This is a genomic window from Mesorhizobium sp. LjNodule214 (assembly GCF_964252735.1).
In the GTDB taxonomy this organism is placed as follows: domain Bacteria; phylum Pseudomonadota; class Alphaproteobacteria; order Rhizobiales; family Rhizobiaceae; genus Mesorhizobium.
In genome coordinates, this window is record NZ_CAXUPE020000004.1 from 405422 (window position 1) to 418727 (window position 13306).

The 13306-nt window shown below is 59.7% G+C and carries 10 protein-coding genes and 1 pseudogene; 7 read left to right on the forward strand and 4 right to left on the reverse strand.

Features of this window, described 5'->3' with window-relative positions; all coding sequences use genetic code 11:
- The 3 genes from ACSQ3Z_RS33530 (at position 1) to ACSQ3Z_RS33540 (ending at position 2276) form a co-directional block, all read left to right on the forward strand.
- Entirely contained in the window at positions 1 to 480 is a 480-nt protein-coding gene (locus tag ACSQ3Z_RS33530; protein ID WP_006331754.1) for a NifX-associated nitrogen fixation protein, read from the forward strand.
- 24 nt (positions 481 to 504) lie between these two features.
- The gene (locus ACSQ3Z_RS33535) at positions 505 to 1290 is read left to right on the forward strand and encodes a response regulator transcription factor (RefSeq protein WP_436175416.1); all 786 of its coding nucleotides are present in this window, start codon (positions 505 to 507) and stop codon (positions 1288 to 1290) included.
- A gap of 98 nt (positions 1291 to 1388) precedes the next feature.
- The gene (locus ACSQ3Z_RS33540; RefSeq protein ID WP_436175417.1) at positions 1389 to 2276 is read left to right on the forward strand and encodes a universal stress protein; all 888 of its coding nucleotides are present in this window, start codon (positions 1389 to 1391) and stop codon (positions 2274 to 2276) included.
- 469 nt (positions 2277 to 2745) lie between these two features.
- Here the strand turns inward: ACSQ3Z_RS33540 and ACSQ3Z_RS33545 are convergent, their stop codons facing one another.
- Both ACSQ3Z_RS33545 and ACSQ3Z_RS33550 read right to left on the reverse strand, forming a co-directional pair.
- Entirely contained in the window at positions 2746 to 3147 is a 402-nt protein-coding gene (locus ACSQ3Z_RS33545; protein WP_069091081.1) for a hypothetical protein, read from the reverse strand.
- 24 nt (positions 3148 to 3171) lie between these two features.
- The gene (locus tag ACSQ3Z_RS33550; RefSeq protein ID WP_436175455.1) at positions 3172 to 3915 is read right to left on the reverse strand and encodes an acetoacetate decarboxylase; all 744 of its coding nucleotides are present in this window, start codon (positions 3913 to 3915) and stop codon (positions 3172 to 3174) included.
- A 1208-nt stretch (positions 3916 to 5123) separates the two neighbouring features.
- On the opposite strand from ACSQ3Z_RS33550, the gene ACSQ3Z_RS33555 reads away from it, so the two are divergent.
- Complete coding sequence (locus tag ACSQ3Z_RS33555; protein WP_436175418.1) at positions 5124 to 5969, forward strand: SPASM domain-containing protein; 846 nt, start codon at positions 5124 to 5126, stop codon at positions 5967 to 5969.
- 143 nt (positions 5970 to 6112) lie between these two features.
- Here the strand turns inward: ACSQ3Z_RS33555 and ACSQ3Z_RS33560 are convergent, their stop codons facing one another.
- Both ACSQ3Z_RS33560 and ACSQ3Z_RS33565 read right to left on the reverse strand, forming a co-directional pair.
- The gene (locus ACSQ3Z_RS33560) at positions 6113 to 6256 is read right to left on the reverse strand and encodes a hypothetical protein (RefSeq protein WP_436175419.1); all 144 of its coding nucleotides are present in this window, start codon (positions 6254 to 6256) and stop codon (positions 6113 to 6115) included.
- A 4-nt stretch (positions 6257 to 6260) separates the two neighbouring features.
- Positions 6261 to 7283, reverse strand: a pseudogene (locus ACSQ3Z_RS33565) (GDP-mannose 4,6-dehydratase).
- 302 nt (positions 7284 to 7585) lie between these two features.
- Between ACSQ3Z_RS33565 and ACSQ3Z_RS33570 the strand changes: the two are divergent.
- From ACSQ3Z_RS33570 to ACSQ3Z_RS33580, 3 genes are all read left to right on the forward strand, one after another.
- A complete protein-coding gene (locus ACSQ3Z_RS33570; RefSeq protein WP_436175456.1) occupies positions 7586 to 8890 on the forward strand; it encodes a lysine N(6)-hydroxylase/L-ornithine N(5)-oxygenase family protein in 1305 nt (434 codons plus the stop codon).
- Positions 8891 to 9655: 765 nt separating this feature from the next.
- Positions 9656 to 10435, forward strand: a complete 780-nt coding sequence (locus tag ACSQ3Z_RS33575; RefSeq protein ID WP_436175420.1) for a phytanoyl-CoA dioxygenase family protein — start codon at positions 9656 to 9658, stop codon at positions 10433 to 10435.
- A 325-nt stretch (positions 10436 to 10760) separates the two neighbouring features.
- Entirely contained in the window at positions 10761 to 12761 is a 2001-nt protein-coding gene (locus tag ACSQ3Z_RS33580; RefSeq protein ID WP_436175421.1) for a class I tRNA ligase family protein, read from the forward strand.
- The last annotated feature ends 545 nt before the right edge of the window (positions 12762 to 13306 follow it).

Here is a 13306-nt window from a genome sequence, read left to right on the forward strand (position 1 = left end):
ATGTTTGAAGTCGCGATCAGCCCTGCTGTCAACGATGACGAGGCGGCCCTTGCCAGCCCGTTCGTCAAGTGCCTCGTGCGGCTGATCCTTGCTCAAGATTCCCACGGGTCGTGGGACGGCAAAGCGGACGCCGAGTTGCTGGCCGACTTCATCGTCAGCAAGGAACGGCGTCGTACGATCCCAATCATCGGCGATCCCGATCCGGACGTGCTGTGGAGGCTCGATAAGTTTTACACTGCCGTCGCCCTTGCGATCGAGGAGCGCTCCGGCCTGATGGCATCGCCGATGATCGAAATGAGCCATGAGGGGTTCGGGCGCGTGCTTTTCACCGCCGGGCGGCTGGTCGTTTTGTCCAAGACCGTGCGCGACGTCCATCGGTTCGGCTTCGAGACGTTCTGCAAACTCGCCGCCGCCGGTACGAAACTGGTCGACGATGCCATCGCAGCCATCGACGCCTATCCCGAGGTGGCACGGGCATGAAACCAATTTTCGAGCAAGAGGATCATGTCAGGCCTTGAGGAGCCGCGATGGCCGGCCCACGCGGCCGACGCGGTCGAGGCCAATGTGGTTCTCGGGGTAGCGCTGATGAAGCCACTCGTCCTGATCTGTTCGCAAGATGCGGAGTTCTATCTGTTCCTCAGCCACATACTGGAGGTGGACGGCTTCGTCAGTGAGCCGGCAGGCGGCGCCAAGGAAGCACTTGCAAAGGCCGACGAACGGGAATTCCAGGCCGTGGTGCTGGACTGCGGTCCAACGAGCCTTACCGGGTCCGCAATCTGCGCCCGGCTCAAGCGGGAACCCCGGACCGGCGGCCTGCCCATCATTGCCCTGATCGCGCCCGGCGCCGAGAACCAGCACCTTGATCTGTTGAAGGCCGGCATTGACGAGAGCTTTGTGCGGCCAATGGCGCCGGCCAAGCTGCTCGATTATCTGCGCACGAGGCTGGCGCTGCCGAAGCCGGGTTCAAACGCGATTGAAAACAACAGCTGGCTTTCCTATGGCAGCCTTGAGATGAAGCTCGATGCCCACCGGGTTTGCGGCAATGGCCATGACATCCATCTCGGACCGATCGAGTTCAACGTGCTTCGGCATTTGCTCGAGGCTCCCGGCACGGTCTTCAGCAGGGACGAGCTGATCGGGGGGGCCTGGCCGGCCAATATCCATGTCGGTGTACGCACAGTCGACGTCCACATCAGTCGGCTCAGAAGGGCTCTGGAGGCGGCCTCGACCGGTATCGTCATCCGTACCGTCAGGTCGGCCGGCTACTCGCTCGAGAAACTGGACGGCTGAATTGAGTGCCGAGTGTGGTGCCACTCCCTTTCCTCGCGCTGTGAGCCGGTCTTGCGGCCTGAAACGCCCTCAACGGATACTCAGGAAGAAACAGGAAAATGGGCTTTAAAACGGTACTCTGTTTGACCGGCGCTGACCATTCCGATCAGGACGTCAGAACTGCTGCCGGCTTGTGTGCGGAAATCGGCGCGCACCTTTCCGTACTGATCATACCCCCTCCGATGCTCCTTATGTCGCATCGGCGGATCGGAGATGGTGTCCCAGAGTGGCCGGTAGCACGTGGACAGGCAATTGCCAGATTGAACGATCGGTTTCGGCAAATCGATCGATTTACACAGAACGCGGTCAGACTGGAAAAACGCTCCAGAGACATTCAGAAACTGCTGGAATCTATGTCGCCCGCCTATGACGTTGACACCGACTATTACGATCCGGCCAGCCTCGGTGAAGTGGCACGACAGCGGGCGCTCTGCGCCGACCTCACGATCATCGGACCGGGGCTCCTCAACGACGAGAATCTCGGACCTCCTGTGGTCAACGGCTGCTTGTTCGATACGGGAAAGCCGGTGCTCGTTGTGCCGAAGGGGGCTGAGGCGACGCTGTGGCCACGGCGCGTCCTGGTCGGTTGGGACTCGCGAGTCGAGGCGTCCCGTGCGGTTCGAGAAGCGCTGGGCCTCCTATGCGTTGCTGAGGAAGTTCGTGTCGCCCTGGTCGATCCGAAGGGCAACTACAACGGGAACGGCGCGGAGCCTGGAGCCGACATCGCTGCCTATCTCACTCGGCACGGTGCTCGGGTGTCGGTTGACCTCCTGCCAAGTGCCGGCAAATCGGCGGCCACGGTGCTTGCGCAGCACGCAATCGACATTTCTGCGGACATGATCGTCATGGGCGCCTATGGCAGCCGTCGGCTGCGTGAGCGGCTCTTTGGCGGTGTGACCAGATGGATCTTTGAAAAGCCGACATTGCCGCTGTTTTTGGCTCGATGACGGTTCCGGACCCGCACCGATGCTGTTCAAAGCTCTACTGTGACGCCTACATGCACGTGCAGGGACGCGACCCCAGTGAAGGCATACTCCAGCGTGGCTTCGCCAGTTCCGTTTCGTTGGCCCCCCTCAAGCCGGTCTTCCAACCGAAGGCCGAACGCGCCAATTCGCCAGCCAACTCCATCAACGATTGTCTAAATCCGCAACCTGGGGCGGTTCGCTCGAGCTCGTTTGCTTGAGCACGGCACAGACGGGATCGCGAGTACGATGCCGCGGAATGGGAACGCACCCATGCTTGGACACGAGGGCCCCGAGCCAACGCGCATCGCGCCAATCGGCGTCGTCACGTTCGAGATATATCACCGGCTGCTCGGCGCTTTTACGCTCGCATATGCGCCGGCCCGCCGCTGGCGATCGATGACGCATCTGCCGACGAGGCTGCTCGTTCCACGAAAAAGCGATAAGCGCGAGATCAATGGGCAACCTCGTCGGGATCGAAAAGAGCGCTAAACCGGGTTGCTAGATCAATCCAGGGTGCCGCGTCGCCGCTCTCTGAAGCTATTCGAACGACCGCCGCCAGATAATCGGTAAAAGCCTTCAGTCTTATGGCGCCTTGCTCTGAGAGGCAGTCAATGGCGTCAAGCCGCTGGTAAACGGCAGCGAGCATATGTTGCACCAAAAGCAGGGAGGATGGGCAAGGGCAATCGCTCTTACTCGCGAGGCGCCTGCACTCGCTGCAAAGCGGCGGAATGTCCTCTAAGGCTAGGTAGCTGGAAAGACGTTGTATGAGATTGTCAGTGGCGTTCCTTGTCGAGAAGCCGTCCACCAGCTCCCCATCGCGTTGGTTCAATGAGATATCACTGTAAAAGTTCATGGTTCTTCCTTTCCGATGGCGAGGCTAGGCTTCCGCGAGATAGTCGTGGACGACCTTCCCGAGCGCGAGCGTGAGATCTGCGACGAGGTGTACTGCCGAGACTACTTCCAGCACCGGCAGTTCGGCGACGGGGGCAAGCGCATGCGACCAGAGGTTCAGGGCTGCCGGGCCCGTCCAGGCGCCCCTCAAATGGACGTCCTCTAGATGATATTCCACGAGCTCACAGATGCGCGGCGTGCCGTCGACATGCGGGATAATTTTGAGGAGGAAATTCGGTTCAGCGAGCGAGGCCCTCACGCTCGCGAGGTCGGCGGCTCGGTGCTTGTAGCCCATGGTACCCGTCGCGACGCGGACCGGCCCGTAGTCCAGCGTGCCAACAAGGGTATCCGTCTCCGTTCGGAGCGTTGGGCTAGCGAGCTTCTTGGGAAAGCCCCACAACTCGCGTCCGCCCGCTATCGGCGGATGGTCGTCGAGAAACATGCAGTGGGTATAGCTCCCCCTGCGGCCACAGAAGGAGACAGGGATGACCTGTCCGCCTTCCGTGTAGTCGCCGAAGCCCGTCGAGTCCGGCATGCGAATGAACTCGAACTTGACGATAGGCTCGCACACCTGAAGCGGCTCCGGCACAAGGTCGCGCAGTTTCTGCGGATCGGTGCGATATGTGATGATCAGATACTCCCGGTTGCGGAAGCGATATGGGCCGGCCGGGTAGGCCGGGCTGGTCAGGGGCATGGCGAAAGCTTTCCCACGGACGGTATCTTGGTGCATGCTTGAAATTCCTTTGTGCTGGATCAGTGGGCTTAGATCGGTCTGCATGATGGCGGCGAGGCTCTCCGAGGTGCTGTCGTAGCCTCGCAAAGGATGCATGGCGTAATCGCGCGTAGCCATTTGCGCTGGGCAATTGCCTTGGGGCGCGAGGCCATGGTCGCGGACGCGGTTCCATGGCTCCGGTTGTGATCGAGATGCAAGATTCGAGGTAAAGTGATTTTGTCCCTCATTTGAAGGCGCTGCTTCCCGTCTGCCCTCGTGGTAGGAGGAGGTGGAGTGGCGGCCAGCTCCGATTTGTCCTCCATGACGGGGTTTGCGGATCGACGCGCATGCGCCATGCCAAATGAGAAATCGTTCGGTGCCCGCAGGACAGACGGCCTCGGCGAGCCAGTCGAGAGAGAAGGTCTTCGCCTCACGCGGATCAGATACGAATTCCCGAGCACTGCGGTGATGTAGCAAGAAGGCCTGCGACGCCACCAAACCTCTGTCGCGAAAATATGGAGGTGACGCGGTATCCGCCGTCTAGCCAAACAGCATACGCCGCATCCGGCAGCACGCACTCGACGGCCTAGCCCCATCGCCGGCTTCAGGAGAAAAGATCAGCTATGAGCCGGCAGGCAGTCGCTGCACGCGGCGGTCAGGTCGTGTAGATCTTCCGCGCACACAGCCGGCGCCGAAATGATGCTAGATGATGAGCCGACGCCAACATTACCGCAGGAGACAGCCAAGTCTGTCCTCAAGCGTCTGAGATGCATGTCCAAAAGCTGACAGCGACAAAAAACATGTCCGGTCCAAAACAACCGGCCGCCTTGGGCGTGAGGTTTCTCGAGGCCTGCTCGTGCAGTTGCTCGGCTAAGCGCGCTGGCACGGCCTTTGCTGGAGATGCGGCAATATTGAGTGGGGGCTGACCGCATAAGAACGCGAGACGATTGATGGTCTGCTGCGCGATCTCGGCGGCGCGCCCGCTCAACGGTCACGGCTACACCTTGGCAATGGCTGACGCGCGACTTTGCGGTTGCGCCGCCCTGCCGCGCCGATGCCCAAAGTTCGTTGATAGTCCGCTCGGCAGATTGAGGAAACCGGCTGTTGACTGCTGCCCAGGCGGAGATGGCTGGGCTCATTCGGACTGTCTTGACCGTCGGTGTCATGAAGCCAAAGACACCATCCTGGACGTTATGCATGACCAAGACGAGTGGGAGTCACAACGAATGATTTTACCGGAACTGCGCTCTGCTATCCCAGCCGGCAGAGTTTTGGAGATAACGACGACCACAGGATGCATCGTTGGATGTTCATATTGTCCGCAGGACAAGTTCGCTGACCGGCAAAGAAAAGTATCTGATACGAAGCATCTTAGTCTTGGAGATTTCAAGCGCTGTCTGGCGCGCGTACCAGCCTCCGTCGACATTAGTTTTGCCGGGTATTCTGAGCCATGGCTCAATCCGGATTGCACCGAAATGGTCGAGCACGCTTCCGCCAAAGGCCACGGCATCAGGATTTTCACGACGCTAGTGGGAATGAAGGGGCGGGATCTACAACGCTTGCAGGCGCTGCGGTTGGGGGTATTCGTGGTTCATGTTTTTGATGATGGCGCCCACATGAATAGCCGCCTTGTCGGAGACAAGTATCGCGATTTGGTTGGTCAACTCGTCGACGCCGACATCCCTTCGATCCGATTCGTGGTTTTGGGTGAGCCCCATCCCGATATCGCCGACATTATCCCTCCCCAAGCCCTAGTTCGCGCGCGACCGGTGAGCAGCAGGGGTGGAAGCGTAGACCCTAAGATTGTAGAACCACGGCAGCCAGTCGTCGGAGCGCTGATATGCGTGGACGAACGGCAGTATCGGAATGTACTCCTTCCAAACGGCGAGGTTACTCTCTGCTCCATGGATTTTGAGCGGCGTCACGTATTGGGCAACCTTCTATGCGACGAATATGGCGATCTCTTTAAAAGCCCAGTTTTTTGCGAAATCGTCGATCGCATGAATGGAGCGGCTGGTTTTCTGCTTTGCAGGATGTGTGAGTTTGCCGATCCAAACGATAGAACTGACTGACGCCGGCTGACCGCGGCGGGCCTGAAATGCCGACGTCCCTGAAACGGCAAGATGCACATGCCCGCGAAGTCATCGTGTTTTCACGTCACGCTAACACGATCCCGTAGGCGCGGCGGTCGGCCTCGACCATTTCCGAGACGAGCTCATCGTAAGTGGTCTTCGGCTTCCAACCGAGTTTGGTCGGCTGCCTTGGAGGCATCGCCGATCAGCGGGTCAACCTCGATTGGCCCGTAACAGCGTTTGTCGATCCGGATCAGCGCTTGATTACTCATGCGTTCACGGCCCACCTCGTCAACGCCTTCGCCCTCCCAGACGATCTCCTTTTCGACTCGCCTGAAGGCAAGCCCGGACAACGGTGCGGACCGTGTGTGTCTCGCCGGTTGGCAGCACGAAATCGCCAGGTTGATGCTGCAAGATGCGCCACATGCCCTCGACATAGGCGCGCGCCGAGCCCCAGTCGCGCTTTGCTTCCAGGTTTCCGAAGATAGAGACAGTCCTGTTTGCCGGCCATGATCGAGCCACCGCACGCGTCACCTTGCGCGTGATGAAAGTTTCGCCGCGCGTCGGCCCTTCGTGATTGAACAGGATGCCATAGAGCTCGTATACCTCGCGGTAGTTCATGGTGATCCAGTAGGCGTAGAGCTTCGCCACCGCATAGGTCGAGCGTGGATAAAACGGAGTGCTCTCCAGCAACGGGATGCCCTGGACCGAACCAAAGAGTTCGGAAGTTGAGGCCTGGTAGAACCGCGCTTCTTTCTCGAGACGAAGAATGCGGATCGCTCAGCAGCGTGCCGAGCGTATCGGCATTGGCGGTGTATTCCCGGTCCCGAAGGAGACCTGCACGTGGATTTGCGCAGCCAGATTGTAGATTTCGTCGGGCTGCGTTTCTTGCCGGAGACGGATCAGGTTTGCCGCATCCGTCGTGTCGCCGTAATGGAGGACCATGTCGGGATAGTCCTCATGAGGACCTTGATAACGGAGATTCCTTTGCAGGGATCGACACTCGGCGCCGAGGCCATTCCTCGATGACGGCCGTGTGGAAAGTGGCGCCTGCAACGCTATGAAGTCGAAAAGTACGATTAGGTGCAAAAATCGGAGCCGGTGCAAGGTTTCGGCCTCAATGTCGGGTACTCGACAGGATCGCAGACCTGCCTTCCGTTGCTTTGCTGATGTATTGCTCTGGCACGTTCGATGCAGGGTGCCTCCCGAACGCAGCAGCGGATGTCTTCTATGATCAAACCCACGGAAAAATGCTGTCGCCGCACTCATGACCGTGCCCTCGCTGGTCGCCAAGCAGGCCGAAGGTCGGCTCATCGCGGTCGAGGCGGGCAACTGCGTCCAATTGCAATGAGGGATAGGTTGCAAAAGGATGTCACTGACCACGCGGGGGTCATCGAGGCGGGATTCTCGATGCCAGCCACGCGCAACATGTCGCCGGCATGAGTGCCGATCTCATCACGGAGCCGGGATCCGCGGGCGTCACACCCGATACTACGAACGCGCGGACAAGCTGTCGCAAGTCCTGTGGTGTCGATGATGCGTGCGGGGAGGGCAAGCCGACCGGCTATGGTCCGCGTACAGCGCCTGATTGGGAGGCGTCAGCAGGAGCAAGGCACCTGGAGCTCTCTTGCATTGGGATCGGTGCTGGCCCGTCCAATTTGAGCCTCGCGTGTCAGATCCATGAGCAGGTTGGGCACGGGGCCCTGTTCTTGGATCGGCAGGTCGACTTCCGCTGGCATCCAGGCAGCGCATTCGAGTCCTCAGAACTCCAGGTCAGCCACTTCAAGGATCTGGTCACGCTGGTGGATCCGCAGTCAGCCTACACTTTCATAAATTTTCTGCACGAGAACGGGCGTCTATACCACTTTCTGAATGCACAGTTCGATTCTGTGTTCAGGGTTGAGTTCGAACAATACCTGAACTGGGCGTTCCGCAGGAACCCACTTGTCCGCGGCGGCGAGACCGTCCGCGAAATACGCTATGATGGCGAGTTTCGGGTGTGGACGGACGATGCAGTTCTCAGTGCAAGAGACCTGGTGGTCGGCATCGGCAAGAAAGCGCGGATTCCACCTCAATTTCAGGGCTGGATCGGACGCAACCTGTTCCATTCATCCGATTTGCTGCACATCCATCCTGAGGTGCGGCAAAAACATGTTTGCGTCGTTGGTGGAGGCCAGTCGGGAGCCGAGGTGCTGTTGCATTTGGTCGGTGGGCCAAGAGACCGGCGGCCTGCCTCGATCACCTGGGTCTCGCAGCGCGAAAACTACCTGCCCCTCGACAACAGCCCGTTCACAAACGAGTTGTTCATGCCCTGTTTTTCGGATCGTTTCGCGGCAATGAGCGAGCCGCAGCGCAAGCTGTTCCTGCGGCGTTTCGTGCTCGCCTCGGATGGTATTTCGGATCGCACTTTGCGCGCCGTCTACCAGGCGCTGTATCGCCACGAATTTCTTGAGCCAGACCTATGTGACATCGCACTGCGGCCGGGTTGCAACGTTTCGCGCTGCATCAACGCCGGCGCGGGTCATAACTTGACGCTGCAGCGCGGCTTGGGCGACGTCGAAGAAGTCACGGCCGACATCGTCATCCTGGCCACCGGTTACGAGAACGCCGTGCCAAGCTTTTTGGAACCGATGGCGGATCGGCTGCAACAGACCGACAATGAGTTGGTCATCAACGAGGATTTTTCGGTGTGCTGGGACGGACCGCGTGACAGACGCATCTTCGTACAGAACGCCAATCCCGGGCAGCGCGGGCTGGCCGATCCGAACCTAAGCCTGCTGGCCTGGCGAGCTCGCCGGATTCTTGACAGCCTTCTACAGCGCGCGCCGTGCGCGAACCCTGAGCATCCTGGCTTTATCAGCCGTACCACCGTCGAGAGCTGGCCCGACCCGGTAGCCGAAGAAATGGGCAGCGGGATATGACTCAGCGACTACTGATCGTCGGCGGTGGGACCCAAGGAATGATATCCGCCTCCGCTGCGGCGAAGGCCGGAGCCCGCTCCGAACTCATCGGGACTGAACATGCTCTTGGACCTGTGGGCGCATCGCTTTGTTCTGCGGGCGAGGATTTGCCCCACAGTCGTCGAAACCGTACCAGGTCGCTCACTCGAAAGTGCGCAGTGGCCTTGGTGGCCATGGCTGCGTCGGCGGTCAGCGGAGGCTTCCGGCTCGTAGCGATGCGTGTGGTGGCTGGACCGGGTGAGGTAAGTGATCGGGACCAGCTTCGGGAATCCCTGGACCCTGCGTGGCCTCGGATGGGCAGTCTGGCGCCGAACTTCTGCGGACAGTACCCGTTTTTGGAGCATCGATGGACCCGATGCCAGCGACGTGCCCTCCCTGATCGCCCGACCCGAACGGGAACTTGTCGCAAAGATTCGCGTGGCGCACGGCTTGCGTTGCGTCAGGCTGCACGAAAGGTCGTCTTATCGGGCAGTCGCACCATCAATAGCATGCTCGGCCGTGACTACTATGCAGACGTACCGGATCGACAGATCTTTACGGGCCTGGGCGATCTCTCCATTGAGGAGGGACAACAAAGCCTTGCAATCCACCCGGAGCGGAACGCACTTTGCGTCGCCGTCTGCATGCCGTGGAGTATCGTCTCCACGGGCCCACGCCCTGACGGCGCCCGACTGCCTCTAACCGGAATGTTTGACCAACCACTCTTTCCAACAGGAGGGTTTTCGCATGTTGACCGATGCACAAAGAGAAAAGTGGAAGAAAGACGGATACGTCAGGCTCGAGAGGTTCTTCGATCCCGCGGCTGTGGAAGGTATTTCCAGATCTGTTGAAGACATATCACGCTGGGATGTCAGCGACGATAAATGGCTCATGTGGTTCGAGAAGACGACGGACAATCGGAAGATCATCTCCAAGGCCGAGAATTTCCTCGACTTCCATGACCCATTGCGTCTTCTCCTCCTAGAAGATCAGCGCATAAAGTCTGCGGTCGAGGATTTGCTTGGCGAAGATTCGCGCAGGCTTAAGGAGTTGCTGATTTTCCACTATCCCGATAGCGGCGGCTATCGCCCGCATCAGGACATCTATCACATTCCACACAGGCTGCCCGACCGGATGGTTCATGCGGTCGTTGCCATAGGCATTGACGACTCCGATCCGGACAACGGCGGCCTTTTCTTCAGTCCCGGCAACCACAAGAAGGGGGTATTTCCCATGGATGCCGGCGGGGTGATCGATCCTGAAGTCGCCGGAACATTCTCCTGGGAACCCGTAGTATGGAAGGCTGGAGACGTCTTCATCTTCGACGATTACGCACCGCACTACTCACAACCGAACAAAAGCAATCGTTCTCGGCGGACACTCTACTTGGTGTTCCAGCGTGCTTCAACCGGTGGGCCGACCCGCGCTGAATATAACGTGCTTAAGCGCGCCCTTAATCCGCCAGAGGGCAAAGAGGCCGATCTCGACAACCTCAAGCTCCCAAACGGCATTTTCTATCGCGATTGAGCTCACGGAACCAGGCGAGGGAGGGCACACGAAACTGATCGACCGCTAAAAAATGCGCGGAGAGCATGGTTTTGATTGCCGGCTACTGGAGCATCGCCTGCAGTCCGTCACGACGCTTCGGTATGTCGATGTGGAGGTGTTGACGGGCGCTGTTCTGTGACGCCTAAAGCCCTCCTGGCGCCCGTAGTTTCGCCCGCCTGGGGCCCAGAGCCGGATTATTCTGACGGGGGCCAACGTGTCGGGCTGCCCCTCTCTTCGCAACTTGCAGCAGAGGCTGTTGCGTCGGCAGCCGAAGAGACCACTGTTTCGACAGCTGAGGTTCGTCATGCGGAAATCCACGTTTTCTCGAACGCAGCTGTCGCGGGCGTTCGGTATCGACATGGCTGCGCTTGGGACGGGAAGCGCGGGCACCGGGTTTTCATTTGGCGAGGTGGCACCAGGCGTCACATCCGAGCCCCATCGGCACGACGAAATCGAGGCCTTCGTGGTCCTGTCTGGAGCGGGCAAGGTCAGGACCGACCTTGGGGAAATCTCGGTCGCAGCCGGCGATGTCGTTCTGTTCCATCCTTTTGAAGCGCATGTGCTGCACAACGATGGGATCGAAAACCTAAATTTCGTCGATGTCTACTGGCGCGACGGCAAGGCCGCCCTCGAAGCTACTGCACAGGCCGCGACTCCCCGCGGGCCGATCTTCGTCTTCTCCACGCCGCCGACGCCCAATGGCGATCTGCATCTGGGGCATCTTTCTGGCCCTTATCTTGGCGCCGATGTCTACACGCGTTTCCTGCGCATGAAAGGGGTCGAAGCCTATCACCTGACTGGAAGCGACGATTACCAGAGCTACGTCGCCACGCGTGCCGATGCCGATCAATCGACGCCCGCAAAGGTGGCGCGCCACTACGCCCATGAGATTCGAGCCACGCTTGCGCTTCTCGACTGTGAGGTCCACAGCTTCCTCCCCACTTTGGGCGATAGCGCTTATGCAGAGTTTCAGGCCGCGTGTTTCCGTAGTCTTCTAAGCAGCACGGCGGTAGATCTGCGCCCGAGCCCTGCGCTCTTTGATGCTGTGACAGGCGACTACCTTTACGAACCGGATGTAAGCGGCCTCTGCCCCGATTGCGGCGGCTCCGCTGCTGGCAACATCTGCGAGGAATGCGGCGCGCCGAACCTATGCCACGACCTAGGTGCAGTCCGGTCGCGGCACTCGGCCGAGGCGCCGGTGGTCGGCTCCATGCGCCGTCCCGAACTTGCGCTGGAACGGTGCTACGTCAATATCGACCGGCATTTAAGGGAGTCGGCCGCCCCCGTTCGGATCATGGACCTCTTCGCGCGTCTACGCCAACGCGGCGACTTTTCCGTGCCCATCACCCACCCCTCGGACTGGGGCCTGCCGGCCGAGGGGCTCCCGGGGCAGGTGATCTGGGTCTGGCCAGAGATGGCGTTTGGTTTTCTTTACAACATCCAGGCGCTAGCTACATCGCTCGGTCGAGACTGGAACGCGGCCCTGCCCAGCAATGACTGGCAGATTGTCCATTTCTTCGGCTTCGATAATTCCTTCTATCACGCCCTGCTTTATCCGGCGCTTTATGCTGAGGTCTTCTCCCACTGGACCCCGCGCATCCGGTATCATGTGAACGAGTTCTACCTGCTCGATTGCCAGAAGTTCTCGACCAGCCGCGGCCATGCGGTCTGGGGCAAAGAAGTTCTGGGACCAAAGAGAGTCGATGTCGTCCGTCTTCATTTGGGCCTGACGCGCCCGGAAGGTGAGCGGACGAACTTCACGCTGGACGCGCTACGCCGCACCGAGAACGAGGTGTTCCAAGGGATCTGGCTGAATTGGCTTGATGCGCTGCATCGGGAAATCAAGCAGGACTTTGGCGGCTGTGTGCCCGACGCAGGCGACTGGGCTCCTGACGATCGCGCTTTCTTTGCTCGGATAGAGATCCATCGCGCGGCGATGGAACGCGCCTATTCGGACGATGGCTTCTCGGTGCGGCGCGCGGCCGCGCATGCCTGCGATTTCGTCAGCGATTGCGTAGTCTACCGACGGGCGCAAGACTATGAGGCGGCGCGACGTCTCTATCCCGCCCGCACCCGCACGTCGCTCGCCCTTCAGACGACGGCCGCTGCAATCCTGGCACAGACACTCGCGCCGCTGATGCCCCGATTTGCCAGCAGGCTGGCGCGAGGTATCGATGGCGTCTCGACCGAAACATGGCCCACGTCCGTCCGGCGCCTTGCGCCAGGAACGACCTTTGATCTCGGACCCGTGCTGGGCTTCTACGCCAGAGCAGACATTCCTGCTCTCAATGAAGAGGAGGCATAATAGCCCGTCGTAGTTTCGACCAGATTTGGGCCGCAATCAAAGCCGATGATGCCGAAGCTTTACTCGCGGCCACTGGCTGCCGAAGGCCACTCCCAGACCATAGACACAAACACTGGCCGGCCTTAACCAACAAATCGTCGAGACGCTGGCCCGCGCCTTGGAGGATCGCTCGGTTGACAAGCGCTTGCCATTCGTGCGGCAAATGCCGAGCGGGCTGCACTGCGCTGACCAACTTTCTCGGAATCGCGGAATTTCCGACCTATAGCCAGCCGGTCAAGAAGGTCATGCGGTTCGGGGCGCTGGGTCGGCCTAGCTGTGCGCGCCCGCGCATCGCCGGCGGCGAATGATGCTAGATGAGCCGACGCCAACATTACCGCAGAGCAGACAGCCAAGCCGTTCTCGCCCTCAAGCGTCTGACGCATGATGCGTGTCCAAAAGCTGACAGCAGCAGAAAACATGTCGGGTTCAAAACAACCGGCCGTCTTGGGCTTGTAAGGTTTCGAGGCAGAATCATGCATTTACTGCGGGCAAAGCGCTGGCATGAC

Bases quoted from the DNA above. Each gene is read 5' to 3' on its own strand.
- ACSQ3Z_RS33540 (WP_436175417.1), top strand. From the start codon at position 1,389: ATGGGCTTTAAAACGGTACTCTGTTTGACCGGCGCTGACCATTCCGAT.
- ACSQ3Z_RS33530 (WP_006331754.1), top strand. From the start codon at position 1: ATGTTTGAAGTCGCGATCAGCCCTGCTGTCAACGATGACGAGGCGGCC.
- ACSQ3Z_RS33580 (WP_436175421.1), top strand. From the start codon at position 10,761: ATGCGGAAATCCACGTTTTCTCGAACGCAGCTGTCGCGGGCGTTCGGT.
- ACSQ3Z_RS33550 (WP_436175455.1), bottom strand. From the start codon at position 3,915: ATGCACCAAGATACCGTCCGTGGGAAAGCTTTCGCCATGCCCCTGACC.
- ACSQ3Z_RS33545 (WP_069091081.1), bottom strand. From the start codon at position 3,147: ATGAACTTTTACAGTGATATCTCATTGAACCAACGCGATGGGGAGCTG.
- ACSQ3Z_RS33555 (WP_436175418.1), top strand. From the start codon at position 5,124: ATGATTTTACCGGAACTGCGCTCTGCTATCCCAGCCGGCAGAGTTTTG.
- ACSQ3Z_RS33535 (WP_436175416.1), top strand. From the start codon at position 505: ATGTCAGGCCTTGAGGAGCCGCGATGGCCGGCCCACGCGGCCGACGCG.
- ACSQ3Z_RS33575 (WP_436175420.1), top strand. From the start codon at position 9,656: ATGTTGACCGATGCACAAAGAGAAAAGTGGAAGAAAGACGGATACGTC.